17 protein-coding genes are annotated in these 24,622 nt (G+C 54.8%); 11 read left to right on the top strand and 6 right to left on the bottom strand.

The window, feature by feature from the left end; translation table 11 throughout:
* Positions 1 to 166: 166 nt before the first annotated feature.
* Positions 167 to 1,411, bottom strand: coding sequence for an alginate export family protein (locus MDHKLMBL_RS08345; RefSeq protein ID WP_050898258.1), 1,245 nt, complete (start codon positions 1,409 to 1,411; stop codon positions 167 to 169).
* 453 nt (positions 1,412 to 1,864) lie between these two features.
* On the bottom strand, positions 1,865 to 2,950 hold the full coding sequence (locus MDHKLMBL_RS08340) for an OprO/OprP family phosphate-selective porin (RefSeq protein ID WP_104270575.1): 1,086 nt from the start codon (positions 2,948 to 2,950) through the stop codon (positions 1,865 to 1,867).
* Between the two features lie 280 nt (positions 2,951 to 3,230).
* On the opposite strand from MDHKLMBL_RS08340, the gene MDHKLMBL_RS08335 reads away from it, so the two are divergent.
* The 5 genes from MDHKLMBL_RS08335 (at position 3,231) to MDHKLMBL_RS08315 (ending at position 10,279) form a co-directional block, all read left to right on the top strand.
* Positions 3,231 to 3,959 (top strand): TorF family putative porin, encoded by a 729-nt coding sequence (locus tag MDHKLMBL_RS08335; protein ID WP_062363658.1) that lies wholly within the window; start codon positions 3,231 to 3,233, stop codon positions 3,957 to 3,959.
* 286 nt (positions 3,960 to 4,245) lie between these two features.
* Complete coding sequence (locus tag MDHKLMBL_RS08330) at positions 4,246 to 5,547, top strand: TolC family protein (RefSeq protein WP_104270574.1); 1,302 nt, start codon at positions 4,246 to 4,248, stop codon at positions 5,545 to 5,547.
* A gap of 63 nt (positions 5,548 to 5,610) precedes the next feature.
* Positions 5,611 to 6,795, top strand: coding sequence for an efflux RND transporter periplasmic adaptor subunit (locus MDHKLMBL_RS08325; RefSeq protein ID WP_036208657.1), 1,185 nt, complete (start codon positions 5,611 to 5,613; stop codon positions 6,793 to 6,795).
* A gap of 14 nt (positions 6,796 to 6,809) precedes the next feature.
* Positions 6,810 to 9,917, top strand: coding sequence for an efflux RND transporter permease subunit (locus MDHKLMBL_RS08320; RefSeq protein WP_036208660.1), 3,108 nt, complete (start codon positions 6,810 to 6,812; stop codon positions 9,915 to 9,917).
* 17 nt (positions 9,918 to 9,934) lie between these two features.
* Complete coding sequence (locus MDHKLMBL_RS08315) at positions 9,935 to 10,279, top strand: P-II family nitrogen regulator (protein ID WP_053113976.1); 345 nt, start codon at positions 9,935 to 9,937, stop codon at positions 10,277 to 10,279.
* Between the two features lie 50 nt (positions 10,280 to 10,329).
* Here the strand turns inward: MDHKLMBL_RS08315 and MDHKLMBL_RS08310 are convergent, their stop codons facing one another.
* Positions 10,330 to 11,061 (bottom strand): hypothetical protein, encoded by a 732-nt coding sequence (locus MDHKLMBL_RS08310; RefSeq protein WP_041333833.1) that lies wholly within the window; start codon positions 11,059 to 11,061, stop codon positions 10,330 to 10,332.
* Between the two features lie 356 nt (positions 11,062 to 11,417).
* Between MDHKLMBL_RS08310 and MDHKLMBL_RS08305 the strand changes: the two genes are divergently transcribed.
* Genes MDHKLMBL_RS08305 through MDHKLMBL_RS08295 form a run of 3 tightly spaced genes read left to right on the top strand, consistent with a single transcriptional unit; the run spans position 11,418 to position 17,074 of the window.
* Entirely contained in the window at positions 11,418 to 12,557 is a 1,140-nt protein-coding gene (locus MDHKLMBL_RS08305) for a TolC family protein (protein ID WP_227513165.1), read from the top strand.
* A gap of 21 nt (positions 12,558 to 12,578) precedes the next feature.
* Positions 12,579 to 13,862 carry an efflux RND transporter periplasmic adaptor subunit gene (locus tag MDHKLMBL_RS08300; RefSeq protein ID WP_104270573.1) on the top strand — a complete coding sequence of 428 codons (1,284 nt, stop codon included), beginning with the start codon at positions 12,579 to 12,581 and terminating at the stop codon, positions 13,860 to 13,862.
* Between the two features lie 14 nt (positions 13,863 to 13,876).
* Positions 13,877 to 17,074: an efflux RND transporter permease subunit gene (locus tag MDHKLMBL_RS08295; RefSeq protein ID WP_104270572.1), complete on the top strand. Its 3,198-nt coding sequence runs from the start codon at positions 13,877 to 13,879 to the stop codon at positions 17,072 to 17,074.
* A 52-nt stretch (positions 17,075 to 17,126) separates the two neighbouring features.
* Here MDHKLMBL_RS08295 and MDHKLMBL_RS08290 read toward each other — a convergent pair whose 3' ends face one another.
* Positions 17,127 to 18,515: an ATP-binding protein gene (locus MDHKLMBL_RS08290; RefSeq protein ID WP_241956198.1), complete on the bottom strand. Its 1,389-nt coding sequence runs from the start codon at positions 18,513 to 18,515 to the stop codon at positions 17,127 to 17,129.
* Positions 18,475 to 19,146 carry a response regulator transcription factor gene (locus MDHKLMBL_RS08285; RefSeq protein WP_104270570.1) on the bottom strand — a complete coding sequence of 224 codons (672 nt, stop codon included), beginning with the start codon at positions 19,144 to 19,146 and terminating at the stop codon, positions 18,475 to 18,477. Before MDHKLMBL_RS08285 ends, MDHKLMBL_RS08290 begins: the two co-directional genes overlap by 41 nt.
* Positions 19,147 to 19,380: 234 nt before the next feature.
* On the opposite strand from MDHKLMBL_RS08285, the gene MDHKLMBL_RS08280 reads away from it, so the two are divergent.
* Complete coding sequence (locus tag MDHKLMBL_RS08280) at positions 19,381 to 21,219, top strand: copper resistance system multicopper oxidase (RefSeq protein WP_274540923.1); 1,839 nt, start codon at positions 19,381 to 19,383, stop codon at positions 21,217 to 21,219.
* Positions 21,220 to 21,230: 11 nt separating this feature from the next.
* Entirely contained in the window at positions 21,231 to 22,004 is a 774-nt protein-coding gene (locus MDHKLMBL_RS08275; RefSeq protein WP_063744308.1) for a copper resistance protein B, read from the top strand.
* A gap of 167 nt (positions 22,005 to 22,171) precedes the next feature.
* On the opposite strand, the gene MDHKLMBL_RS08270 is transcribed toward MDHKLMBL_RS08275, so the two are convergent.
* Positions 22,172 to 23,527, bottom strand: a complete 1,356-nt coding sequence (locus MDHKLMBL_RS08270) for a hypothetical protein (RefSeq protein WP_104270568.1) — start codon at positions 23,525 to 23,527, stop codon at positions 22,172 to 22,174.
* Between the two features lie 481 nt (positions 23,528 to 24,008).
* Here MDHKLMBL_RS08270 and MDHKLMBL_RS08265 point away from each other — a divergent pair, with 481 nt between their 5' ends.
* Entirely contained in the window at positions 24,009 to 24,512 is a 504-nt protein-coding gene (locus MDHKLMBL_RS08265; RefSeq protein WP_104270567.1) for a hypothetical protein, read from the top strand.
* Positions 24,513 to 24,622: the final 110 nt, after the last annotated feature.

Genomic DNA, 24,622 nt, shown 5'->3' with positions numbered 1-24,622 from the left:
GCGGAGATATCGGAGACAATGCGGGCCATCTCAGCCGGAAGCAAGCTGTGTCCGAATACTTTCCGACGAACCAGACTCAAGGATTCGATATAGGGCGCATGATGTACTGAAACCAGGTCAGACTGAGCCACTAGGCGAATGTCTGTTCACCGCAATAGTGATAAGGTCAGAACTTGACCTCTCCCCACAACCAGGCTTTGTCCGTATCCACGCCACGACCATCGGCGGCATAGCTGGCGAACTTGGCACCCACCGTGTAGTGCTTGTTGATCGGGTAGACAGCCAGCAGCCCCAGCTCGGAGCCATAGCTCAGGCTATTGATGTCACTGCTGTAGTCATGATAAACGGCCAGCCACTTGACCCCCTTTGCTGAGGCACCCGCCGATACGTATAGATCCTGCAGGCCATCGTCCGGGGTGACCAGGAACTGGTCGGCCCAACCGTTCATCGCGTGAAGCGTCGCCAGAGGCGTCTGGAATGACCGGCCGTCGTCCGACTCCAGAGTCTCCATACCCACCTTAAAGGTCAGGCCGTAGACTGCGAGCCCCACTTCCGCCAGCCAATAAGCGGCCTCAAAGCTTTGCGGGTTGTCTGCATAGTCTTTCTGGATTGCGTACTCCAGGGTGTACAGGACCCTGGCGTCTTCCGATACATCGGTGCCACCTGCGAACCGCAAACCAAAATTCTGGGTTGAGTTGACGTCTGCGTTGGTAAAGTCGAAAAGATAACCGTAAGTGGTCAGGGTTCCGGCAGCCAAGCCATGATACTGTGCGTTGAAAATCGGCGACTGCATTGGGAAATTGCCATTAGGGCTGGCATCCGAGAACACCCGGTTAGCATTGTAAAGATAGCCCGCTGTGATCTTCGTGTCCGGAAGCGACTCGTTGGTGCCGACAAAGGCATCGAAGGTTTGCTCATTCTGGCGCCAGCCAACCGTACCGATAAACCGGTGATTGTCCAGAGCAAAGCGCTGACGGCCGTAGGTCAGGCTGGTATCCGAAAAACCTTTGTAACGCACGTAAATTTGGTTGACTTCGGTTTCCGTCGGATCAGCGACTACTGAGTGATCGGTTATGCCATTGATGGTGCTATTGTAGTTCTCATTCCCCACAGCGGACACATCTTCCGCCTCGGCAAACACCTCAAACCCCTTAAAATCACCAGTCCGGTACCCCAGTCGGGTTCGAACGGTAGAAGCATGGGCTTGATCAAGAGGGTTGTCCTGATCCACAAATTCGTAACGGTAACGAACATCAAGCGAAACCTTTCCCCCGGTTAAGGCTTCGGTAAAGGTCATGGACAGGACAGGCGTTGCGGCAGAGGCCAGAACCGAACCAATGGCAAAGACAAGCAACGACTTCTGATTTTTTTGGCCATTCCTGGCAGTGAGCGGAGTTAGCATCATTTTCATCCTAGTGGTACCTTCAGCGGCCGCATAAACGGTTGAATGGAGTCAATATTTCATCGATAAGTCGCTCATTCAGTTTAGGGCGCCAATGTCAGCGACAACCTTGATATCGGTCAGATTGAACCTGACTCTCAAGGGGTACCTCCATAGGCTCACAGGCAAAAAGAGCTGAACAACGCGCCACCACCTTATACGTCTCGCAAAGCCGTCCATACGGGCCTCCTTTTTTCAGGAATACAGCCGGATCAGAGCTTAACTGCACCTTCAGGCTGTCCAACTGATGGGGTCCACCTCAATGTACACCAGAAACCTCAGATGAACTTTATTAGCGGGGGGCGGGGTGGGGGGGGGCAGACAAAAGCATGGGCAGATTAATATCTGCCCAAAACCTGAGTATTTCATTAACTCTCAAGAACTATATCAAGCCGCAAACTCATTCAAGCGACCTCCATGCGGTCAAAATGCATATTGTAACCTCGCACGCACTTCATCTCCGCTAGCGCCATTGGCTTCTTCGCCATCCATGTAGCTCATTCCAAGTCGAACATTCTTGTTGGCGTAATAGTTAACGCCCAGTGTTGTTTGCTCACCGTCGGTCGTGGCCAGCCCCACGTCACTGTATTTTCCGTCGCCATCTTCAAAACGGGCAACAACTTCCCAGGCTCCTTTGGGCGATGACGGTTTCACTCGCTTGAACGCCCCAGCCTTGTAAGGACGGCTTTCGCCGGTGACAACCCAACCAAGCTGTACGTAATAACCATCAACATCCACCTGGCCTTCCTCGGAATCGAAATATTCGGCCTGGGCATGGAAGGGCCCGGAAGCGCCGGCGAGCTCCAGATTAAACGTATCGACCTCATCGGCCTGAGTGTCGGCATCACGCGTGGTATAACCCGCACCAAGATGAACAACCATATTGTTCGTTTGAATCGGTGCAACCGTGCCCCGTGCGGTTACTGCCGTGTTATTGAAATCGTCGCTGCCATTGCCGCCTGCCTCGAAGTAGCCGATACCGTAGGTCCAGTTGCTGCCTTTGCCGCTGAGCTGGATGCCGCCGCTGCGACCGGGGGCATAACGCTCGGTCATGGCAGATCGCTCAAGCGCTGAGATGTCTTTTGAGCTCGTTAATTCTTCCAGGCCGAATGGCTCTTTCTGTTTACCGATAGTCACGGTTGCAGCTGAGCCAAATCCCATGTAACGAATGTACAGGTCTTCAGCAGTACCGCCGTCGGCGCCATCACTTTCAGCGACGTTGAACTGGGTCTTGTACGCCCAGTCGCCAAAGTGGCCCTTGGCGTAGAGGCGTGCCCGGCGCACATCGAAATCGGTAGTGTCAACACCGTTGTCGTCAGACTGCGTGGCGTCGTAATCCCACTGAATGCGCCCGCCGAGCTGAAAAGACGCAGAGTTATCCGACACTTTCACTTTGATACCGCTGTCGGTATCGATCACAAGGTCTTCGCCGCTGGTCGTAACGTTTCCGGCCTGTGCAGCAGAAGCGGCAGAAATCGCCAAAGCCAAGCCCAAATATTTCTTGCTCATGATCTGTCTCACCTTTTTCGGTTTGCTTGTGTGTGTTGAAGCGCCATTAAAGTCTATTTGGCAAAGATTACAGAATGGTTACAGAGAATGCATCAAAACAGGGCGCTGGTCCGGGCCGGTGACAGGTTCTGGGGCGCTAGGTGTTGGGTCGTTTTTCGGGGGCAAGCTCAGAATGTGCCGATTTGTCTCTATAATAATGATAAACAAGAATAAATAAGATGTGGCAAGACTTTTGCTAAATCATATTTGGAGCAATGAAACCCAACCGAAGGTATCCATTATGAAGAAGCAGTTTTTCACCAAATCCGGATTTATCAGTATCACTTTGCTTGCAGCACTTCAGGCTGCGCCCGCCATTGTTAGCGCTGACGTCAGCTCAAATGTGAGCGCCAGCAGCAACTATCTGTTCCGGGGCGTCACCCAGACAGACGGGGCTGCGGCTGTCCAGGGAGGGTTGGATTATGAGCATGCGTCGGGCTTCTACGCCGGTGGTTGGGGTTCCAATGTCGATTTTGGTGACGGCACCAGCTATGAGCTTGATCTTTATGCCGGATTCTCCGGCTCTGTGGAAGAACTGGGTTATGACGTTGGGTACATTTATTATGCGTATCCTGACGCGCCGGACTCCATCGACTTCGGCGAACTGTACGGCGAGATCAGTTATGGCATTGCGGCCATCGGCCTGGCCTACACGATCAACAGCGACACCAGTGGTGATGGGGTGTTCGTGCAGGGGGATGCCTATTACTACGCCTCTGTTGGGGTGCCTCTGGAGGACAGCTACAGTGCCGGTGTGACGCTTGGCTATTACGACTTCGCTGATGACGGCAAGGCTTCTGTCGGCGAGGCAAGTTATTCACACGTCGCCGCCAACGTTACAAAGGATGCGGGAAACTTCGGTTCTTTCAGTGTTAACGTGGAGTACGCGGACATTGAGTCAACCGACGCGCTTGGCTCTGTCAACTCGGATGATCCGAAGTTCTGGCTGGGTTGGAGCAGGAGTTTCTGATCGGCCAAGTGATCACAAGCAATTCGGATCCAGAATAAAAAGCCGGCCCAAATGACGGGCCGGTTTTTATTTATCATGCAAGAACCCACCATCGTGCGCCTGCCTTGACGCCCGGTGACTCGACATCCTCGCCCTTACCTCTGCCCCCCCCCTGCCGCCAAAGCTCATTTCTTATCCGGTGCCTGAATTTCAAACTGTATTAAAGGTTTGTCTGTAAGGTCGTTCCAGATTCCCACGCAAAAATGCTGACTCACTGACCTCAGTCAAACAGCCAGGATGATACTGAATGAACAAACGATTGTTGTTGTGCGCGATGATAGTTCCGGGAGCCTTGGCCGTCTCTCCTATGGTGTCGGCCCAGGCAAAAGAGAGTGTGTCGCTGAAAGAATATCAGCAGGCCAAAGCCAGCCAGGCTGTTTCCCTGAACCAGGCCATGGTGATGGCTTTCGAGAATAGCCCGGTATTGGCTTTGAGGCGGGCCGCGGTCTCGATACAGCAGGGACAGCTTGATCATGCCAGCCGCTGGGCGCCGAGCAATCCAGAGTTGGAGTTGGGGGCCCGTCAGACCCCGGATCAGGCCGACGAGTCCCTGGAATATGGGGTGAGGGTTACTCAGGAGATCTGGATGGGTAATCGCGGCGACCTTGGGCAGTCGCGTGCCCGGAGTAATCTCACGTCCCGGCAACAGGAGCTTGAATACCTGAAGGTAGCCACCAAGGCGCGGGTGCGGGCCGCCTATTTCCGGATACTGCTGGCTCAGAAAGAGTTGGAAACCGCAACCCGTGCTGTTGAACTTATGCAACGCACCAAAGACCTGGTTGAAATGTCCGTAAAACAGGGTAAACAAACCCGGATTGATCTCAATACCGCAGTCATTGGGCTTGCCAGGGCCCGGAATCAAAAAGCCTCGGCGGAACAAAAGCTCGAGCAATCAAAAATTGACCTTACCGAAGTGCTCGGGGTGTCCCCCTCCGATGCCGTTGGGGTGACCGGCGAGCTTGATGTGACGCTCGAAGACCTGCCTCCGACCAGCCAGCTTGTCGAGATGGCACAGAGTCAGAGAGCGGACCTGAAAGCGGCGGCCGCCAGAATTGCAGCGGATGAATCTGGCCTTGAAGTTGCGAAAAGCCTGACGATTCCAAATCTGAAAGTCTTCGGATTTTATGATCGTGAGGAAGGCTCCAACCTTTTCGGTGCAGGGGTGTCGATGCCTTTGACCGTTTTTCATGATTATTCCGGTGAGCAGAGACAAGCTGCTGCGCGGCTGAAAACCTCCGAGCTTGAGGCAGAGGCCTTGCGCCTGGCTACAGAGCGTCAGGTTGTGTCAGCTGTGGCCCGGTACGAATCCACCGCCGTTCGGCTGCGCCAGATGAACGAGTCGATCCTGGAGCGTTCAGAGGAAACATTACAGTTGATGCAGAAAGCACTTCGGGCGGGCAAGGTCGGTGCCTCGGATGTTCTGGCGGCACAGGACAATCTCCTGTCGGTAAGGCAGGAATACGTTCAGGCGCAGAATGATTATATCGATGCCGTCCGGGCGCTGGAGATAAGCACAGGAGGTGCTCTGTCGATGTCAGCCGGTTCCTGAGGGTATGAAACTCAAAATTGACCGTTCTCTTAGTACCGTTCTCTAAATATTGAGGGTGAATGAATGATTCGCAATCTGAAGATACTGTTAATAGTTGTCGGCGCTCTGAGCTTGCAGCAGGCATACGCTGCCGGAGAAGCCGAGGGTGACCAGCACGAAAATGAAGAAGCCGAGCATGCCGGAGAGGAAAACCAGTCCCGCCAGATCCATCTGACGCCGGAGCAGACAGAGTTACTGTCGATTCAGACTGTGGCGGCTGCCAAGGGGCGCGCTGGCGCAATTGTTACGGCACCTGCCGAGATTCAGTATGTGCCGGACCGCGTGGCCGAGGTTGGTCCGCTGCTGGAGGGAAAACTGACAGGGTTGGCGGTTGATCTGGGGGATCGTGTCAATAAGGGGCAGTTACTGGCAACCCTGAACAGTGTGGAGCTGGCCCGGATTCGCTCCCGGTTAATCTCGCTGGAGGCCCGCAAAGAAGCGGCCGAGTCTGACTACAATCGTGAAAGGGAGTTGCAGGGACAGGGTATTTCCAGTGAAGAAGAGTTCCTGGATGCCAAGGCTGCCTTTCTTGAAACAAAAGCGGAGTACGATTCCGTGCGGGAACAACTGGCGGTTTACGGCAGCGAGTCGTCAGGTGACAGTGGGGGGCTGGCGCAATACGCGCTCCGCTCACCCATTGAGGGGCGTGTCGAGCAGATGCATGTTCGTCTGGGGCAAACGCTGAGTCCGTCGGATACGCCTTTCATCGTGGCGGATGCCTCGGTGTTGTGGGCCATTCTTCAGGTGTCCGAATCCGATATTGACCAGATTTCAACGGGAGACGAGGTTCAGATTTCCTCCAGGGATTCAAGTTCTGACCGGTTTCACAGTGGGCAGGTATCCTGGGTGTCGAGCATGCTCGATGAAAAGACCCGCACCATCCCGGTTCGCGTTGTGCTGGAGTCTCCCAGAGGCGACCTTCGCCCGAATACCTATGCCACGGCCAGAATCATGACGGAATCGGAGGCCTCACTGCCGCTGGTTCCGGATGATGCGGTTCAAACCATTGGCGATGACTCCGTTGTGTTTGTTCCGGGCGATGAGAAAGGGGCTTACAAGGCGGTTCCCGTCACGCTTGGCAAGGAGGCAAACGACTGGATCGAGATCAAGTCCGGCATTAGCGCAAACACGGAAGTGGTTTCAGTAGGCGCTTTTGATCTGATGTCGGCCATTACCGCCAGTGGCCGCAGCGCCGCTCACGGACACTAAACCCCGGGGGGAGCATGATCAACGCAATTGTGAATTATGCGCTGAACAATCGTCTGATGACGCTTGTTTTTGCTATCGCCGTGATCGTTGCCGGCGTATTTTCATTTCAAAAACTGCCGGTGGATGCGTTTCCGGACGCGACGCCGACCATGGTTCAGGTGTTTACCACCAGTCCTGGTCTGTCGCCGGTTGATATCGAAACGCTGATTTCCTATCCCGTTGAGATCAGCATGTATGGAATTCCCAAGCTGGAAAAAGTGCAGAGCACGTCGATTTTCGGGTTGTCGCGGGTGACCATCTATTTCGAAGATGGCACCGATATCTACTTCGCCAGGCGGCTGGTAAACGAACGGCTTTCCGAGGCCAAGCGCCAGATTCCCGAAGGGATGGGGCAGCCGGAACTCGGGCCCATAGCGAGCGGTCTTGGGCGCATCCTGATGTATTCCCTGGAAGCTGAGGATAAGGATCAATACAGCCTGCAGGAAATCCGCACGATCCAGGACTGGATTGTCAAGCCCCAGCTCAGAACCGTTCCGGGTGTAACCGGTGTGCTGTCCATCGGCGGCGAGGTAAAACAGTATCAGGTCAATATCGATGCGCAGAAGCTTCAGGCAAGGAACCTGACAGTGTCTGACGTTCGCGGCGCCCTCACCCAGAATAATCGGAACGTCGGCGCCTCTTTCATTACGCGAGGAGGTGAAGAGTATATAGTTCGCGGCTACGGTTGGGTTAATTCAGGTACCGAGGGCATCGAGGACATCCAGAACATCATTGTGTCCAAGAGTGAGGGAGAGTCTCCTATTTATGTCAGGGATGTGGCAGAGGTTAGCCTTGGACCGGCAATTCGCCGCGGCGCGGAGGTGTCCTCGGGCGAGGAGTCCGTGGGCGGCTACGTGATGAAGCTGATCGGAACCAACACCAGTCAGGTACTCGAGGACGTCAACGCAAAAATCGATGATCTGAACAAGTCACTTCCCGAAGGGCTGAAAATAGAGGCTTATTACTCCCAGGCGGAGTTGGTGGGCAAGGCCATAGGCACTGTCGAGAAAGCATTACTTGAGGGCTCGGTTCTGGTGCTGGTGTTCCTCTATCTGTTCCTCGGAAATATACGTTCCACACTGATCGTGGTGGCGACCTTGCCGTTGTCTGTGCTTTTCGCATTCATTGCGATGCGGATTTCGGGCCTGTCCGCCAATCTGATGAGTCTGGGGGGGCTGGCTATCGGCATCGGTATGATGGTGGACGGCGCCGTTGTGATGATAGAGAACATCTTCCGACATCTGGAAGAACGATCAGAGGAAAAGGTCAGTGTTCTGAGGCTTGTAGGTGAATCTGCCCGGGAAGTGGCTCGTCCGATTGTGTTTGCCATTGGCATCATTATTATCGTTTTTCTGCCGCTGTTTACGCTGCAGGGCGTTGAGGGCAAGCTGTTTTCGCCCATGGCCTACACCATCAGTTTTGCGTTGATCGGTGCGCTGTTACTCGCGTTGACGTTGGTGCCGGTTCTGGCCTCGCTGTCATTCAAGATGGGTGGACAACACAAAGAGCCGAAGCTGGTTCTGTTCCTGAACCGGCTATACAAGCCGGTGGTGAATACTGTCGTCAAAGCCCCTAAAATTGTAATGGGCGTGGCCGTCATTGCCTTTGCCGGCAGTCTCCTGCTGTTTCCCTATCTCGGGAGCGAGTTCGTGCCCACGCTCAGGGAAGGCACGTTCCAGATTCGCTCGACACTGCCTCCTGGAGCCAGTCTTGAATCCGCCATCAAGTATGGCAAACGGATTCAGTCCGTTGTCGATGAATTTCCAGAGGTCACCGGCACCTATGCCAGGATCGGTCGTGCCGAGGTGGGCGGTGATCCTGAACCCGTGAACGTTGTCGCGACGCTCGTCAATCTGAAGCCTCTGGATCAGTGGCGAGAAGATGTGAGCTATGAGGACCTTCAGAGCCGGATTGCGGAGTCTTTGGATGAGCGGGTTCCCGGGCTTGCCAACAATCTGTCACAACCGATTCAGCTCAGAACCGACGAACTCCTCTCAGGCGTTCAGGCGCAACTGGTTGCCAGCATTTTCGGCGACGACCTCGACGAGTTGGGCCGGATCGGCAAGGAAGTGGCGGCCCTGGCGAATGATGTGCCGGGGGCAACGGATGTGCGCGCTCAGCAGAGCGCAGGTAAAAAACAGATCGTTATTCGCCCCGACCGTGAAGTGCTGGCGCAGTTTGGCATCAGCATTGATAACCTGATGAGTACGGTCGAAACCGGGATTGGCGGTAAAGGCGCGGGGCTGGTCTTCGACGGTGTCCGGCGATTTGAGATCTTCGCCCGGCTGCAAGAGTCCTATCGCGGGTCCATCGATGAAATCAGAAAGCTTCCCCTCCGGGGTAATAGTGGCGAGCTCATCCCGCTTTCACGGGTGGCCGATGTTGAAATGTACGCTGGCCCCAAGAAAATTTCGCGCTCCAATGCCAGTCGGCGACAGTACGTGCAGATGAACGTACGTGGTCGCGATATGGGCGGTGTTGTTCAGGATTTGCGCAAGCGGATCGAGGAGCAAGTGGACATGCCGCCGGGGTATTTCGTGGAGTTCGGCGGTCAGTTTGAGAACCAGGAAAGGGCCATGGCGCGGCTGGCGATCGTTGTGCCCATTACCCTGGCGCTTATTTTCCTGCTTCTCTTTTCGGCATTCAGTAGTCTTCGCTATGCGGCGCTGATCTTCATGAATGTGCCCTTTGCGGTTACTGGTGGCATTGTCGCGCTGTTTGTGACGGGGCTTTACCTCTCTGTGCCCGCTGCCGTGGGATTCATCGCGGTGTTCGGCGTAGCCGTACTGAACGGTGTGGTGATGGTGAGCTACATCAATCAGTTGCGGGACGAAGGCTACGAAGTCATTGAAGCAGTCAAGTTGGGTGCTCAACGCCGTTTGCGGCCGGTTCTGATGACCGCCTCTGTGGCTATTCTGGGGCTGATTCCCCTGCTGCTGGCCGATGGCATTGGCTCTAATGTCCAACGGCCACTGGCAACGGTTGTGGTTGGCGGTCTGATCACGTCAACGTTGCTGACGTTGGTAGTGTTGCCCAGCGTGTATCAGTGGTTTGCATCCGAACGTCGTGACGTTGAAGTCTGATAGGCAGGAGAAGGCTTATGTATGAAATAAAGGCTTATGTCAGAGAGGTTATGGCAGAGCATGTGGTTGATGCTCTGGCCAGAGTCAAGGGCGTGACAAGCATTGCTGTCGTGCCTCTCAGCGAATTTGGTCATCTGGTCGGCGATGAGTCGCCTCTGGAGAAAGTGAAGATGGTCAAGCTGGAAGTAGACGTAGCGACCGATGATGTCGCTGGTGAAGTTGTGGAACTCATTGTCAGAACGGGCAGAACCCAGGATGGGCACCCGGGTGACGGCAAGGTACTTGTATCCCGCCTGGTTCGGGCTGTTCGTATCGAGGACAGCGAAACCGGTGAGAGTGCACTGGAGCCTGCTTCAAGCTAGTGCTCTGGAAACTGGATGGCGGTTCTGCGGCTTTTGGTTGCGGGCCGCCATCACAGTTCTATCTCCAGTTCCCAGCGATAGATCATATCGTCTGAGTCCGTAGTGAGGCCAAATGCAACGCCCGCCTGGAGTTCCAGAATACTGGAACCCATTCTGAACTCAGCCAGGATGGCAGGTCCCATCAAATGGTTGTTTTCGGCCCCGTAATACTCCAGCCCTGGCTGAAACGTGTCAGACTTCGTGTAGGCGAACTGTAATGAGCCAGTGGGCTCAAGCTGCTCGTCGTCTTCGCCAAATGAGCGGCTAACCAGAAGGTTCGTCAGGATGCTGTAATGCGCGTATAGCTGTCTCTCGTAAAGTGACCCAAGGGTCACTCCACCGGCTTTTTGGCCATGTTCTTTTGACAGTTCAATGAACAAGCCCGCAGCGCTCTCAGTGTCTTGAAAAAAGTTTCCAATCAGTTCGATTTCGTATTCCTCAAGTGAATACGCTCGCCCCGGTCTCTTGATTGCGTTGAAGTTAAGTTCGGCGCTCAGGCGTTCAGATAGCCCGTAACCCACCTCCCACTGATCGGCACGAAGGTTGTCAATTTCGCTCCCCTCACTGTCCAGAAACGCCCCAACCACTCCGATTTCGAGATCCCCCGCAGTTACCCGGGGGGAGTAAATTTCATCGACTGCGAGCTCTGATTTGACCGTGAGGGGCCATAACAGAACCAGGAAAGCCAGTTTGAGTTTGAATCCGTGGCGCGGTGCGCCTGCGTTATTCGTTGCTCGAGACATAGATCACCTTGAAGAAGTGACGGAAAGTAAGGGGCATCGAATGACAGGCTATTGATCTGAGCGCTACAGAAACATAAGTCTTTGGTACTCATTTTGTCCGTCAAAAGGACAGTCCGGGAATGCTGGTGGAGTTGGAGGGCGGTTTCTTTTGTGGATGACGCTTCGAATTCAAGTTCATTTCAACCTTTTCACTTACTATCTCCACCTCTACCTACCTTGTCATGGGCGTCTCGCCCCCATGAATTGTGGCTAACAACCCCTTCGGGAGAAAGTCGATGAAGGCAAGCAAGCACTCGCCCAGGGCGTTGCTGTGTTCAGTACTATTGTCTATTCCTCTGTTCGGTCAAGCGGAGACTGTGAATTGGACAAATTGGCTCACTGGCCAGATAAGCAAGCATCCGGATGTCATGGCGGCGACAGAGCAGGCGGCAGCCCGGGATGCGGATGCTGAGGCAAGCGAACAACCGCTGTATAACCCGGAGCTGTCTGTTGGAGCAGACAGAACGGGCAGTGAAAACAACTTTGAGGCAGGGCTATCACAAACGATCGATTGGTCTGATCAACAGGGTGCGCTAAAGGACAAGGCAAAGCTGATCAGGCTTTCCGCTGAAGCTGATTTGAACGAGGCGGTTTTGGCACAAACGTCCGAGTCGCTGTTTGCGCTTGTCGAGTGGCGCGCGGCGACGCGTGCCGAAGAAATTGCGGAATCCCAGCAACACCGTCTGGATGCCTTGCTGGAGCAGGTTGAGCAACGCCAGCAGGCGGGCGACCTGGGGAGTACCGATGCAGAGCTGCTTTTTTTAAGCCTTTCTCAGCAGCTCAGTGAACTCGCCCAGGCAAAGGCTGCGGTTGATCAGGCGCAAGCCCGGGTCAGAGAGCTTCTGCCGGATTGGCGGCCTCAGGATGGGGGGATCCCCGGGCACATTTGGCCGGCTCTTGCTTCCAGGGTCGATAACGACAATTTGCTGGATCATCCGTCAATTGCTGCTGCCCGCGCGAGGTGGCAGGTGTTGCGGAGCGAAGCCGAGGTGGTCAGTCGCAGAGCGGCGGCATCTCCCACGGTCGGGCTGAGCGGAGGGCGTGATGGCGGTGAGAACCTGGTTGGCCTGACGTTCTCGATCCCTCTGAATGTCCGTAATAACTACCGTGCCGAAATCCAAGCTGCCAACCGACGATCATTAGAGGCCGAAGCTCGGTTTCAGGCACTTTATCGGAAGCAGCAGTATGATCTGGCGGGCGCCCGAGCTGCCTGGAAGCGATACGACACCCAACTTCGTCGATGGACAGAACTCTCCCAGGGGCGTGTACAGCGAAGTGCTGATTTGCTTGAGAAGCAGTGGCAGGTCGGCGACCTCTCCACCTCCGAGTATCTCCAGGCGCTGGGCCAGCGCGCGGAGAGCCTGAAAACCGGTATTGAACTGGAAAAGCTGGCGCAACTGGGTCTGATTGAGCTCTTGAGTCAGTCTGGCGAACTGATCACCCTCTTCCAATACTAGTCTGGAAACTGGATATTCATTATGAAAAAAACTCTGATTTCTGTATTCGCATTGACGTTGCTTACAGCCCCACTTTCTTTTGTACAGGCAGAGGAAGATGCTCATCAGGAAGCCGGTCATGATCATGCTGCCAGTGGCGACGATCATCAGGAAGTCACCGGTGAGGAGGGCGAGTATAAGGAAGATCATGGTGAAGAAGGTGAGCATGAGGAGGAAGGTGAGCATGAGGAGGAAGGTGATCATGAAGAGGAAGGGGGGCACGGCCACGAAGACGAGAACGGTGGCCATGAAGAAGCGGCCACCGCAAGCATCAATGCCAAACAGAAAGAGCTCGCCGGCATTGAAGTAGCAACCCTCGAAAGCAAGCACGTTGACTATGAAATCTACGCTCCCGGTGAGCTGCTGACCAACGGCTATACCAGCTATCACGTGTCCCCCCGGGTTGCCTCAGTGGTGCTGCGGCGTCACGTGGAACTGGGTGAGCACGTAACCAAGGGCCAGCCGCTGGTAACCCTGTTCAGTGAGACGGTGGCACAGGCGCAGGCGGATTACAGGAAAGCTTTTCCTGAATGGAAGCGAATCAGCGGGCTGGGTCGTTCCGTGGTTGGCGATCAGCGGTTCAATACAGCGAAAGCCAACATTGAAGCAGCAAGGGCGACTCTGCTTGCTTACGGGCTGAACGATGATGACATTGGTGCGTTGAAGGCCAGCGGGGTGGATAGTCTCGGTGAATACATGCTCAGGGCTCGCGTGGATGGTGCAGTACTGACCGATGAGTTTGAGCAAGGACAAAGAGTTGAGGCTGGCCAGCCGCTGGTGACTCTTGCTGATGAGAGTGAGCTTTGGGTAGAAGCCCATCTGCCAGCAAGCTCCGACATTGTTCTAGAGAAGGGCGCGGAAGCCGAAGTCAGGGCAGCGGGTCGTGTGGGCGTGGCAACGGTGTCCCAGGAAGCCCACACCATTGATCCTGTGACCCGCACGCGGATTGTCAGGCTTGAGCTGGACAATCCTGAAGATCGTTTTCATCCAGGAATGTTCGCAGATGTGTATTTTCGTTTTAAGACCAGCGAGCCGGTGCTTGCCGTGCCGGAGACTGCATTGATGCGTGGCGCGGACGGCGACTGGACGGTCTATGTGGAAGAGGCCGAAGGCGAGTATGAACCCGTGGAAGTGGAACTGGGCCGCTCAATTGGCGGGCTCCGTGAGGTTTCCGGCCTGGCTGCGGGCCAACGAGTCGTTTTGCGGGGCGCATTTTTTGTGGCCTCTGAGATTGCCAAAGGCGGCTTTGATCCGCACAACCACTGATTCCGGGAGCCATTATGTTCAACCGAGTAGTCGACTGGGCGGTTCAGAACCGCCTGTTGGTTCTTATTGCACTCGCTGTGCTTATCTCCACGGCCGCATTTCAGATCCCAAAACTGAATCTTGATGCTTTCCCTGACGTTACAAACGTCCAGGTCGCTGTTAATACTGAGGCGCCCGGACTAGCGGCCGAGGAAGTCGAACAACTGATCACCTATCCAATCGAAGCGGTGATGTATGCCTTGCCCGATGTCGAGGAGGTTCGGTCCATCTCCAAAACCGGGTTGTCCGGTGTCACCGTGGTCTTTAAAGAGGGCACGGATATCTATTTCGCGCGCCAGTTGGTGTTCGAACGGTTACAGGCCGCGCGGGAGCTGATTCCGGATGGCGTCGGGGTGCCTGAAATGGGCCCGAATACGTCCGGTCTCGGCCAGGTCTACCAGTACCTGCTGATAGCGGACCCGGATTCGGGGTACGACGCAATGGAACTACGCAGCCTGCATGACTGGCTGGTCAAGCTGTTGCTGATACCTGCTGAAGGGGTTACGGAGATCCTGTCGTTTGGGGGAGAGGTTCGCCAGTACCAGGTCAACCTGAACCCGGCGCGGATGCTGTCCTATGACTTATCACAGAACGACATCATGGAAGCTCTGGAGAACAACAACTCCAATGTCGGCGGTTGGTACATGGGCCGCGGGCAGGAGCAACTGGTTATCCGTGGTATGGGCTGGTTGGACAGTGGCGAGGAGGGCCTGGAGCAGATCCGACAAGTACCCGTGAAAACCAGTGATGGCATTACGGTGACCGTGAGCGACGTCGCTCAGGTGACGCTGGGCACTGAGATTCGTCAGGGTGCGGTGACCATGACCCGGAAGGGTGAAGACGGTCAGGTTGAACAACTGGGTGAAGTGGTTTCCGGCATTGTACTCAAACGAATGGGGGCCAACACAAAAGCGACCATCGACGGCATCGAGGCCCGCGTTGATCGCATAAATCAGGCGCTTCCGAGTGGGGTTCGTTTCGAGCCCTATTACAACCAGGCGGATCTGGTGACCAAGGCCGTAGAGACGGTGACCAATGCGCTTCTGTTGGCTTTTGTGTTTATTGCGATCGTGCTTGCCCTGTTCCTGATGAATCTGCGGGCAACAACGCTCGTGCTGCTTTCAATACCAATTTCCATCGGGATTGCCCTGATGATCATGGCCTGGTTCGGTCTCTCGGCCAACCTGATGTCTCTGGGCGGCATTGCTGTGGCAATCGGCATGCTGGTGGATGGCTCTGTTGTTATGGTTGAGAACATGTTCAAGCATCTGACCCATCCTGATGCTGAGCATGACGCCCATCGGGATGAGTTGGCTGGAGATGACCCCGATCCATTGGACGCGTCACACGATGATCATGGCATTGCCCTTCGTCTCCAGGAAGCCGGCCGGGAAGTGGCGCGGCCGATTTTTTTCGCGACGGCGATTATCCTGGTCGTTTTCATGCCTCTGTTCAGCTTTGAAGGTGTGGAAGCCAAGCTGTTCCAGCCAATGGCAATCAGCATCATGCTGGCTATCGTGTCGGCGGTGATCGTCGCTCTGGTGGTTGTCCCCGCGCTGGCGTCATACATGTTCCGTAAGGGTATCCGGGAGCGGGAAAGCTTCATTCTAAAACCCCTGGAAAAGCTCTATCGCATGGGGCTTGCCTGGTCACTGAAGCATAGCCGCGTGGTTGTTGGCGCGGCGGCGGTTCTTGTTGTACTGGCGGCGCTGATTGTTCCACGACTGGGCACGGAGTTCGTGCCTGAACTGGAAGAGGGCACGATTAACCTCCGGGTGACCCTGGCCCCTTCATCAAGCCTCGATACGGCGCTTGAAGTGGCGCCGAAACTGGAGGCCATGCTGATGGAGTTTCCAGAGGTGACCTACGCCCTGTCCCGGGCGGGCCGACCGGAAATAGGCGGCGATCCGGAGCCCGTCAACAACATCGAAATCTACATTGGCCTCAAGCCAACAGCCGAGTGGACCAGCGCCAGTAATCGCTATGAATTGCAGGCCCTGTTTGAGGCGAAGCTCGAACAGCACCCGGGGCTACTGTTTAACTTTTCTCAGCCTATTGCAACTCGGGTTGACGAATTGTTGTCTGGTGTCCGCGCGCAGTTGGCCATCAAACTCTTTGGCCCGGATCTCAAGGTGCTGGCCGAGAAAGGCCAACAGATCGAAGCGGCGGTCCGAACTGTTCAGGGGACCCGGGACGTGGCCATGGAGCAGATTGCCGGTGAAGCGCAGTTGGTGGTTCAGCCAGACCGTCAGGCACTTTCCCGGTACGGACTCGCCGTGTCTGATGTGATGAGTGTCGTCCGGGACGGACTGGGTGGTGCCGCCGCGGGCCAGATCATCAACGGAAATGAGCGGTACGATATCTATGTGCGCCTGGCCAAACGTTTCCGGGAAGACCGGGATGCCATTGCTGATCTCAGGTTGCAGGCGCCTTCCGGAGCCTGGGTGAGACTCGGTGATGTGGCCGATGTGTCTATTGAGTCCGGCCCGCCCCAGGTGCGCCGCGACGACGTTCAGCGCCGTGTGGTCATTCAGTCCAATGTGCAGGGTCGTGACATGGGCAGTGTGGTTGCCGATATTCAGGATACCATCGCGTCAGAAGTGAACCTTCCCCCCGGCTATTCGGTGGATATTGGTGGTCAGTTCGAAAACCAGCAGCGAGCTCAGAAACGATTGACCATTGTGGTACCTGTATCTCTGGGGCTGATTGCGCTGTTGCTCTACTTCGCTTTCAGTTCGGTTGGTCAAGCGCTGTTGATTCTGGTCAACGTGCCGCTTGCCGTAATTGGTGGTGTCTTTTCGCTCTGGGTCTCCGGCCAGTATCTTTCAGTGCCCAGTTCCGTTGGATTTATCACACTGTTTGGTGTGGCGGTGCTTAACGGGGTCGTTATGGTCGAAAGCATCAATCAGCGAATACAGGATGGGTTGAACGTGGATGCCGCGGTGTTTGAAGGTGCCGTCTCCCGTTTACGTCCTGTCTTGATGACAGCAATAACCTCGGCGCTCGGCTTGATACCGATGCTGTTGTCGACGGGCGTGGGAGCGGAAATCCAGAAGCCACTGGCCAGCGTGATTGTTGGTGGTCTCGTGACTGCAACTTTCCTGACACTCTTTGTTTTGCCGGTTCTGTTCGGTCGCTTTTCAAGAGCCAAGGTGAGTGATATCCAACGGTAAAAAATGGGAGAAGCCGCGCTGCGTCATCGACGGTTGCCTTTCTGGAGGTTTTCTAATCCGGAAGTGGCAGTAGAATGACAATGCTGGCTCCTCCGTTTTTTGAGGTACCCATGTTCATCTGTCCGAGGTTGTCTTCGACAATCTCGGACACGATGGACAATCCGAGCCCGAAACCGGCGACCGTTTCATCCAGCCTGGTACCCCTGTTCATGACAGTGGCTGCCGCCTCGGGAGAAATTCCGGGGCCATCGTCCGCTACTTCTATGGAGAGTCCTGATGACGTGCGGGCGATTGTAACGTCGACGGTTGTCTGGCACCACTTCCCGCCATTTTCGAGTAAATTGCCAAGTAGCTCTGAAAGATCCTGTCGCTCCATTGGCCAGCTGAAGTTTTCAGGTAAGTTGGTGTGGAGGCGAAAAACCGTGTCAGGGAAGATTTTTTCCATAACGGTGATGACACTTGCCGTGATTTTCACCGGCATGCACGTCCGTCCCATCTGTCTGCCTGATATGTCTGCTTTGCTCATCCGGTATTTCAGGGATTTGTCAAGCTCCCGCAAGTTAGAGGCCATAAACACAACATCCTCCCGGGACGGAGGCAAGGTATCGATATCCGACAAAATGGCAAGATTGGCAGAAATAGAGGTTTTGACCAGGTGAGAGAGATCGGAATTCAGGCGGCGGTGGCGGTCCAGCCGCCGGTTTGACAGCTCGAGCAAATCATTGAGCTGCCGGATCAGCGGACGAAACTCTTCCGGCACGTGAGGGTTCAGACGACTTTGTTTCCCGGATTGGAGCCGTCTCAGGTCCTCTTTTATCCTACTGATGGGCTTTAACGTCAGATGTGTGGTGGTTCCAATCAGTGCCAGCAGTATCGCCAGAAGAACGGCCGAGGCACCGAGCAATGTCAGGTGGGCCTTCAGCGGTCGTTCAGAGAGCGCCCCCTCGGTTTCAAGAACGGTGATTGAGGCCAGCTTTCCAGTAGCAGTGAACGTACGTCTAAGCCCAAAAAGCGTGTTCGCGCCCTGCGCTATGTGAATAAAACCCTCGGGCTTATCCACAACGCCCTGCATTTGGCTCAGGTCAAAGTTGTTGCCCGTCAGGACGCTCCCGCCTGCCGTTTCGATGATGATGGCATGCCCCAGAAGCATTTCAAACTGATGGATCATGTTCCTGAGGTCGTCAGTTGTCGGGGACTCGGCTTCAATGATTGCCTGAAAGTTTTCCAGCTCTTTACTCAGGTGTTGTTTCCTGGACTCGTCCGATAGTTGTTTTATCACGTAGGCATGTGAAAAGAATATCAGGGTGAAATAGACGAGGCTGAAAACAGCCCCATACTGAATGGCTGTTCTTCGGATACTCTTTGGAGCTGGCATATGTTGACCTGGTTCGTTCGGGCGTTCAGCCAGTAGGATCTTTTTCGAAGAAGTAGCCCTGGCCACGCAAAGTCTTGATTTTATTGCCCCCTATTATTTTTCTGAGCCTGGCTATATAGACCTGAACAACATTCCTGGTGGGACATCTTTCAATGTTGTAGAGGGTTTCAACCAGTTCATCCTGTGAAAATACCCTGTCTGGTGAACGCAGGAAACACTGCAAAAGGCGGAATTCAGTGGCTGTCAGTCTGAACTCTTTCTGGTCGGGCGTGGTCAGCGTTCGGTAGCTGGCGTTGAGACGAAATCCGTCGACACTGATTTGATCTGTTGTTCTGCCATCCTTCCTTCGGATAATTGCATTGAGCCGGGCTTTCAGTTCATCAAACTCAAACGGTTTGGGAAGGTAATCGTCGGCACCCGCGTTCAACCCTTCTACTCTCTCAGTCCAGTTGGAGCGTGCGGTCAGAATAAGGATGGCCTCTTTTTTCCCGTTTTTTCTCCATCTTTGCATTAAAGACAGTCCATTTTCATCGGGCAGTCCGATATCGAGAATAACGGCCTGGTAGGAGCTTGTTTCAATCAACGAGTCTGCTTCTTTGCCGGTTTTGGCGACATCGACTGTGTAGTGCGCCTGCGCAAGCCAGTCCGATATTTTTTTGGCAAGTACCGCATTGTCTTCAACAATCAGAATTTTCATTTGTAAGCGCCGTTTTTCGTGGTGGGAAAGTTTCGCCAGTCTGCCATGGATTTTACCAGTAACGGCAACTCCCCAGAAAAACAGCAACCCGTTAAAAATGGGGGGTTACCGGTCGTCTTTTCAGTTTGATTTCAGTTGCACCGGGTAGCATCAATAATCGAGTCACGAACGCAAGAAGCTGTATATACATGGTTTTAGGAGCAACCTATGAGCGATAGACATTTCTATGCAGGTATGTCCAGGCGGCGCCTTATCCAAGGAGCTGCCACGATGGGACTTCTTGCCGGTTTCGACAGCTTGTTGCCGGCCTATGCTAGAGGACAACTGGACAACACGAACGCATTTCACACCGTGCGTAATGGCGCTGACATCTACGACCTGACCGTCGCGAGAACACCTCTCAAGATAGGGGGCACAGTCTCGGAACAGCCCATCACCATCAACGGCACTCTGCCAGCGCCTCTGGTGCGCCTCAAACAGGGGCGCGAGGCAATCTTGCGTGTCACCAATACGCTACCGGAGGCAACATCCATTCACTGGCACGGTCTGATTCTGCCGTACCAGATGGATGGCGTTCCTGGCGTCAGCTTTCCCGGCATCATGCCCGGCGAAACGTTTGAGTACCGTTTTCCGGTCGAACAGCACGGCACCTACTGGTACCACAGCCACTCTGGCCTTCAGGAACAGCTGGGCCATTATGGGCCGATTATCATTGATCCTGCCGAGCCGGAATCGGTGGCCTACGATCGCGAATACGTTGTGGTCCTCTCCGACTGGACCTTTGATTCTCCCGACGACGTATTCCGGAATCTGAAAGTGGCGGAGGGCTACTACAACTACAACCAGCGCACCGTTGGCGACTTCTTCAAGGACGTCGAAACCATGGGCTGGGATGCCGCGTGGAGCAAAGCCGGCATGTGGGGCAGAATGCGAATGAGTCCCCGGGATATCCTGGATGTAACCGGTTCTGAATATACCTACCTGATGAACGGGTCGCCTTCCGCCAGCAACTGGACCGGGCTGTTCCGTCCCGGCGAGAAAATTCGCCTGAGATTCATCAACGCCTCGGCGATGACCTTCTTTGATGTCCGTATCCCGGGACTCCCGATGACGGTTATCTCCGCTGACGGCCAACCAGTGCAACCCGTTGAAACGGATGAATTCCGCATTGGCGTGGCGGAAACCTACGACGTGATTGTACAGCCAACCGACACGGCTCACACCGTGTTTGCCCAGTCACAGGATCGGTCGGGGTATGTGCGCGGAACGTTAGCCACCCGCAAGGGAATGGAGGCGCCAGTACCGCCCATGTATCCGCGAACCGAGCGCGGTATGGCCGCCATGGGCATGGGCGCGATGAGCATGGGCGCCATGGGCAAGGACGGCGATATGAACATGGACAGCGGCATGGACATGGGTGGCAAGATGGAAATGATGTCAGGCAGCAACGACAAAGCCCATGGCCAAATGATGATGAATGGCGCCGACTCGGGAATGAACAAGATGAGCTCGGACAAAGCAACGATGAATGAGGTCCCGACGGCGGGTCGGCCGATATCCCATGGCCCTGATAATCACGGTCCCGGGGCGGCCATGGTGGCTTCCAGCCCGCAATCGCGTCTGGATGACCCTGGTGTAGGCTTTGAAACAGCCAACCATCGGGTGCTGACTTATTCCCAGTTGCAGAGCATTGAGGGCTGGCCCGACAAGCGCCCGGCCGAACGCGAGGTGGAACTGCACCTTACCGGCAATATGGAACGTTACATGTGGTCGTTCGACGGCAAAAAGTTCTCTGAAGTCGATGGCCCGGTCAAGTTCTACCATGGCGAGCGCCTGCGATTGATCCTCGTCAACGACTCGATGATGGATCACCCCATTCACCTGCATGGCATGTGGATGGAACTGGAAACCGGTGCAGGTGAATATCGTCCACGCAAACACACGATTTCCGTCAAACCCGGCGAGCGTGTATCCGCGCTGATCACAGCGGATGCACCGGGTGACTGGGCTTTCCATTGCCACCTTCTGTACCACATGGACGCAGGCATGTTTCGTGTCGTGTCGGTCGTTTAACGGGATAGGGGATGAACATTATGATGAATCGCATCAAGTGGGTTGTGGGTGCCTCAGCCTTAACGCTTGCCTCGGGAGCCGGCGCCGCCGGTACTGGCGTTCAGGCCGAACCGGACTGGACGCTGCCGATACACGACAACCAGGTGTTTGGCCAGGTTCTGTTTGACCGGATGGAATACCAGCGTGACGGCGACAACGAATTGGCCCTGTGGGACGCCCAGGCCTGGATTGGTAAAGATCGCAATCGGCTCTGGGTCGAAACGGAAGGTGAGACTGATCTATCCAGCGACAGCGGCGACATCGAAAATTTTGATGTGCAGTACAGCTATCGCTTCGATCGCTTCTGGGATATACAGACAGGATTGGGTGCCCAGACAACGTTTGGCCCCAGCCCTAATAAGGAGCGCTATTCGGCCATTGTTGGATTGCAGGGACTTGCCCCCTACTGGTTTGAGGTAGACACAAATCTCCGAGTCACCGACGACGGTGACGTGTCATACGATCTTGAAGCCGAGTACGACTGGCTGCTGACCCAAAGGCTCATTTTGCAGGGCCGCGGCGAAACGCTCGTTGCCTTCAGCGATGTTGAGGAGTGGGGCGTCGGTAGTGGCATCAATAATGTGGGCCTGGGGCTCCGTCTGAGATACCACTTTTCGAGGGAGTTTGCGCCCTACGTGGGTGTTTCTTACACCCGCTTTCTGGGCAACACAGAGGACCTTCGTGAGCGCGAGGGGGAAGACGTCGAGTCCTCCAGCTTCGTGGCGGGCGTCCGGTGGTGGTTTTAGTACGATAATGCCCAGTAGAAAAGGCTGGCCCCTTTGCGTGGGTCAGCTAGTGTCCTCATTTGGAGGATTTCGTCAAAATCATTGCCGACCTTCCGCATGTTCGGCTCAATGACAAACGGCCGGACTAAGGCCCGGCCGTTGTATCAGATCATGAAATTACACGTTGATCAGTAACTGATATTGACCATAGCTACGACCTTATAGGTATCCTCCGGGTCATCTCCGTAGAAGTCTCCCATGAAACCGTAAGAACCGCGGAGGCTGATGTCATACACGCCGGCAAACTTTTTACCAAGCTGAGCAGCGACTTCAGTACCAAGGGTTGAGCCGTTGGCCTGAGCAGCGCTGTCGGGCGCGTCGTCGGCAGCGCGGAAGTATCCTGTGCCGTACTTCAGGTAGTAGTCGTTGGAAAGTTCCTGATCACCCGAGACCATCAGCCCCATCAGACCATATCCCTGGTAAGCTGCGTCATAAACTGACTTGGCCCCCTGGGAACCATTGTTGTAGTAGTAGTCTGTTCCGAAGATTTGCAGATTGCTGCTATTCAGCTCCCAGCCTGACTGGTTTGCCGCGAAGCGATCTGCACCATTGCTGCTGTCATCAGCCGGAATGTAGATGCCGTGAATCTTGAGGCTTGCATTGCCCCAATGCCTCTGGGCATACAGATTCAACATGTACGTGTCGCCATCTGTTGCGTCAGAGTCACGCCCGGACGACTTTTTGTAAAGTACCGAGCCGCTATAGGCCATTTTGTTATAGGTAAAATCGGCGTAGGCACCGAAATAGTTGTCATCCGTTCGAGCCGCCGTACCATTCAGAGCAGCCTGACTGCTGTTGCTGATCTGAGCTCCGGTAAGGCCGTAGTGGAAAACCTCGCTGGGATGAAGTTCGGCACTCAACATGTAGAAGTCCACGTCGTCCGCAGAATCTCTATCGTTTTCTTCCCACTTGAACCAGCCACCTGTCAGCGTGGCCATACCAACATTGCCCGCAAAGGAGACGCCATTCATGTCGTCGTTGGTAACAAAGCTCTCGTACTTGCCGAAGCCATACCCCTGGATGCCCGCTCGCACCTTCCAGTCGCTGTTCGGCACCTTCAGTTCAGCGTAGGCATTTTTGGTCTCAACGCCAACGCCGTCGGCGCTGAGTTTGCCGCAATTGTCACCCTGGCAGCTTCCCTTCTCACCCCAGGGAGAATCGACCTCACCGTACCAAACCAGGCTCACGTTATCGTTGAGGTCGCCGGTGATCTTTGCACGCAGGCGCTGGTCAACAAAAGCAGTACTGTTATCGTCGGTCGTATCTAGGCTTTCTGAGGTCGCCTGCAGGCGGTAATAACCGTTCACCGTGAAGGGGGAATCGCCTTTCTTGAGCTCTTCCACTTCAGCCGTCAGTTGATTTATTTCAACCTTCAGGTCTTCTACGGTTGGTGACGCACGCCCGACCGGCTCCGCGGCCAACGCCGGTGTTGCTACTAAAGCTATCGCCAGCGGAGCGCTTATTGATTTGAAGATTTTGCTCACCTGAAACTCCTTATTTTAATTTTCATATCGACAACGATTTATTGCCTCAATATGGATGTGCCAGTTAAACGGCACTTAATCTTGACGCACAAAGCTTGTAGTGGTCAACTGAAACGAACCTGAATTTTCAGCTAAATTTCATTTTCCCGATTTTCGTACTGACATCCCCACCCGTCAGACTGTCAGACCTGACGACGCATCAAAGAGGCTATTTCGCCCCCAGCGCCCATTCTTGGAGAGGTGCTATGATTGCTCACTATTGAAAGGCATACTGGGCGCCAAGCATGCAATCCGACCATTTGGCGCATGAAATCGAGATGGCCGCAATGAACCGACGAGTTATCTCCTTGCTGCTGCCGTTGTTTTTGGGTGGACCGGTTCTGGCCATTTCCGAAATATCGGGTGGTCAGGAGGGCGCTGCGATGAAGGGTTGCGATTTCAACTTCGGCTGCCTGAAGTTAGTAGATTGGCTGGATAGATTATGCATTGTTCACGTCGACCATCACGTAGAGGCTGGTTCCTGTTTTTTTTAATCTGGTCTGTCAGCTTTTTGCTGCATTTTTTTTGGGAAATGATCCAGGTGCCTTTCTTTACAGGGATGATGGAGGCGTCCCATGGTGCGGTCGTCTGGCTGTGCACGCGGGCGGCAATCGGCGATGCCAATATTGCACTATTTGCCTATGGCGTCGCCGCAGCGGCAACTAAAGATGGCTTTTGGATACAGGGGCGGTGGCGCCGCCATGCTTTAGGAGCGTATTTTGCTACCGGTCTGCTTATAACCATAGTCTTTGAAGCCTGGGCCACAGGCGCAGGCCAGCGCTGGAGCTACAATGATTCTATGCCCCTGTTTCCCTTCCTTGGCACAGGTATCGCCCCTCTAGCGCAGTGGATTATCGTTCCAACAGTCTCGCTCTTTGGTTTGCGTTGGCTCTACAGAGGCTGGCTTGATCTCAGACGTCAGGGCCGCGATCACCCCCAGCAATGAATGCCGGAGCCCCGGGCATCATATAAACCGCCCTACAGACAACTGCACATCCACACCAATCACGAGTGTGGCGGTTAGCGACACTACACTATTGATGATTGCCACCATTG

It is taken from the genome of Marinobacter flavimaris (genome assembly GCF_002933295.1).
Classification (GTDB): Bacteria; Pseudomonadota; Gammaproteobacteria; order Pseudomonadales; family Oleiphilaceae; genus Marinobacter; species Marinobacter flavimaris.
This window is presented reverse-complemented; position numbering and strand designations above follow the sequence as displayed.

What these genes read in the sequence shown, in the direction of transcription:
- MDHKLMBL_RS08345 (WP_050898258.1), bottom strand. Translation starts at nt 1,411, where the DNA reads ATGAAAATGATGCTAACTCCGCTCACTGCCAGGAATGGCCAAAAAAAT.
- MDHKLMBL_RS08340 (WP_104270575.1), bottom strand. Translation starts at nt 2,950, where the DNA reads ATGAGCAAGAAATATTTGGGCTTGGCTTTGGCGATTTCTGCCGCTTCT.
- MDHKLMBL_RS08335 (WP_062363658.1), top strand. Translation starts at nt 3,231, where the DNA reads ATGAAGAAGCAGTTTTTCACCAAATCCGGATTTATCAGTATCACTTTG.
- MDHKLMBL_RS08330 (WP_104270574.1), top strand. Translation starts at nt 4,246, where the DNA reads ATGAACAAACGATTGTTGTTGTGCGCGATGATAGTTCCGGGAGCCTTG.
- MDHKLMBL_RS08325 (WP_036208657.1), top strand. Translation starts at nt 5,611, where the DNA reads ATGATTCGCAATCTGAAGATACTGTTAATAGTTGTCGGCGCTCTGAGC.
- MDHKLMBL_RS08320 (WP_036208660.1), top strand. Translation starts at nt 6,810, where the DNA reads ATGATCAACGCAATTGTGAATTATGCGCTGAACAATCGTCTGATGACG.
- MDHKLMBL_RS08315 (WP_053113976.1), top strand. Translation starts at nt 9,935, where the DNA reads ATGTATGAAATAAAGGCTTATGTCAGAGAGGTTATGGCAGAGCATGTG.
- MDHKLMBL_RS08310 (WP_041333833.1), bottom strand. Translation starts at nt 11,061, where the DNA reads ATGTCTCGAGCAACGAATAACGCAGGCGCACCGCGCCACGGATTCAAA.
- MDHKLMBL_RS08300 (WP_104270573.1), top strand. Translation starts at nt 12,579, where the DNA reads ATGAAAAAAACTCTGATTTCTGTATTCGCATTGACGTTGCTTACAGCC.
- MDHKLMBL_RS08295 (WP_104270572.1), top strand. Translation starts at nt 13,877, where the DNA reads ATGTTCAACCGAGTAGTCGACTGGGCGGTTCAGAACCGCCTGTTGGTT.
- MDHKLMBL_RS08285 (WP_104270570.1), bottom strand. Translation starts at nt 19,146, where the DNA reads ATGAAAATTCTGATTGTTGAAGACAATGCGGTACTTGCCAAAAAAATA.
- MDHKLMBL_RS08280 (WP_274540923.1), top strand. Translation starts at nt 19,381, where the DNA reads ATGTCCAGGCGGCGCCTTATCCAAGGAGCTGCCACGATGGGACTTCTT.
- MDHKLMBL_RS08275 (WP_063744308.1), top strand. Translation starts at nt 21,231, where the DNA reads ATGAACATTATGATGAATCGCATCAAGTGGGTTGTGGGTGCCTCAGCC.
- MDHKLMBL_RS08265 (WP_104270567.1), top strand. Translation starts at nt 24,009, where the DNA reads ATGCATTGTTCACGTCGACCATCACGTAGAGGCTGGTTCCTGTTTTTT.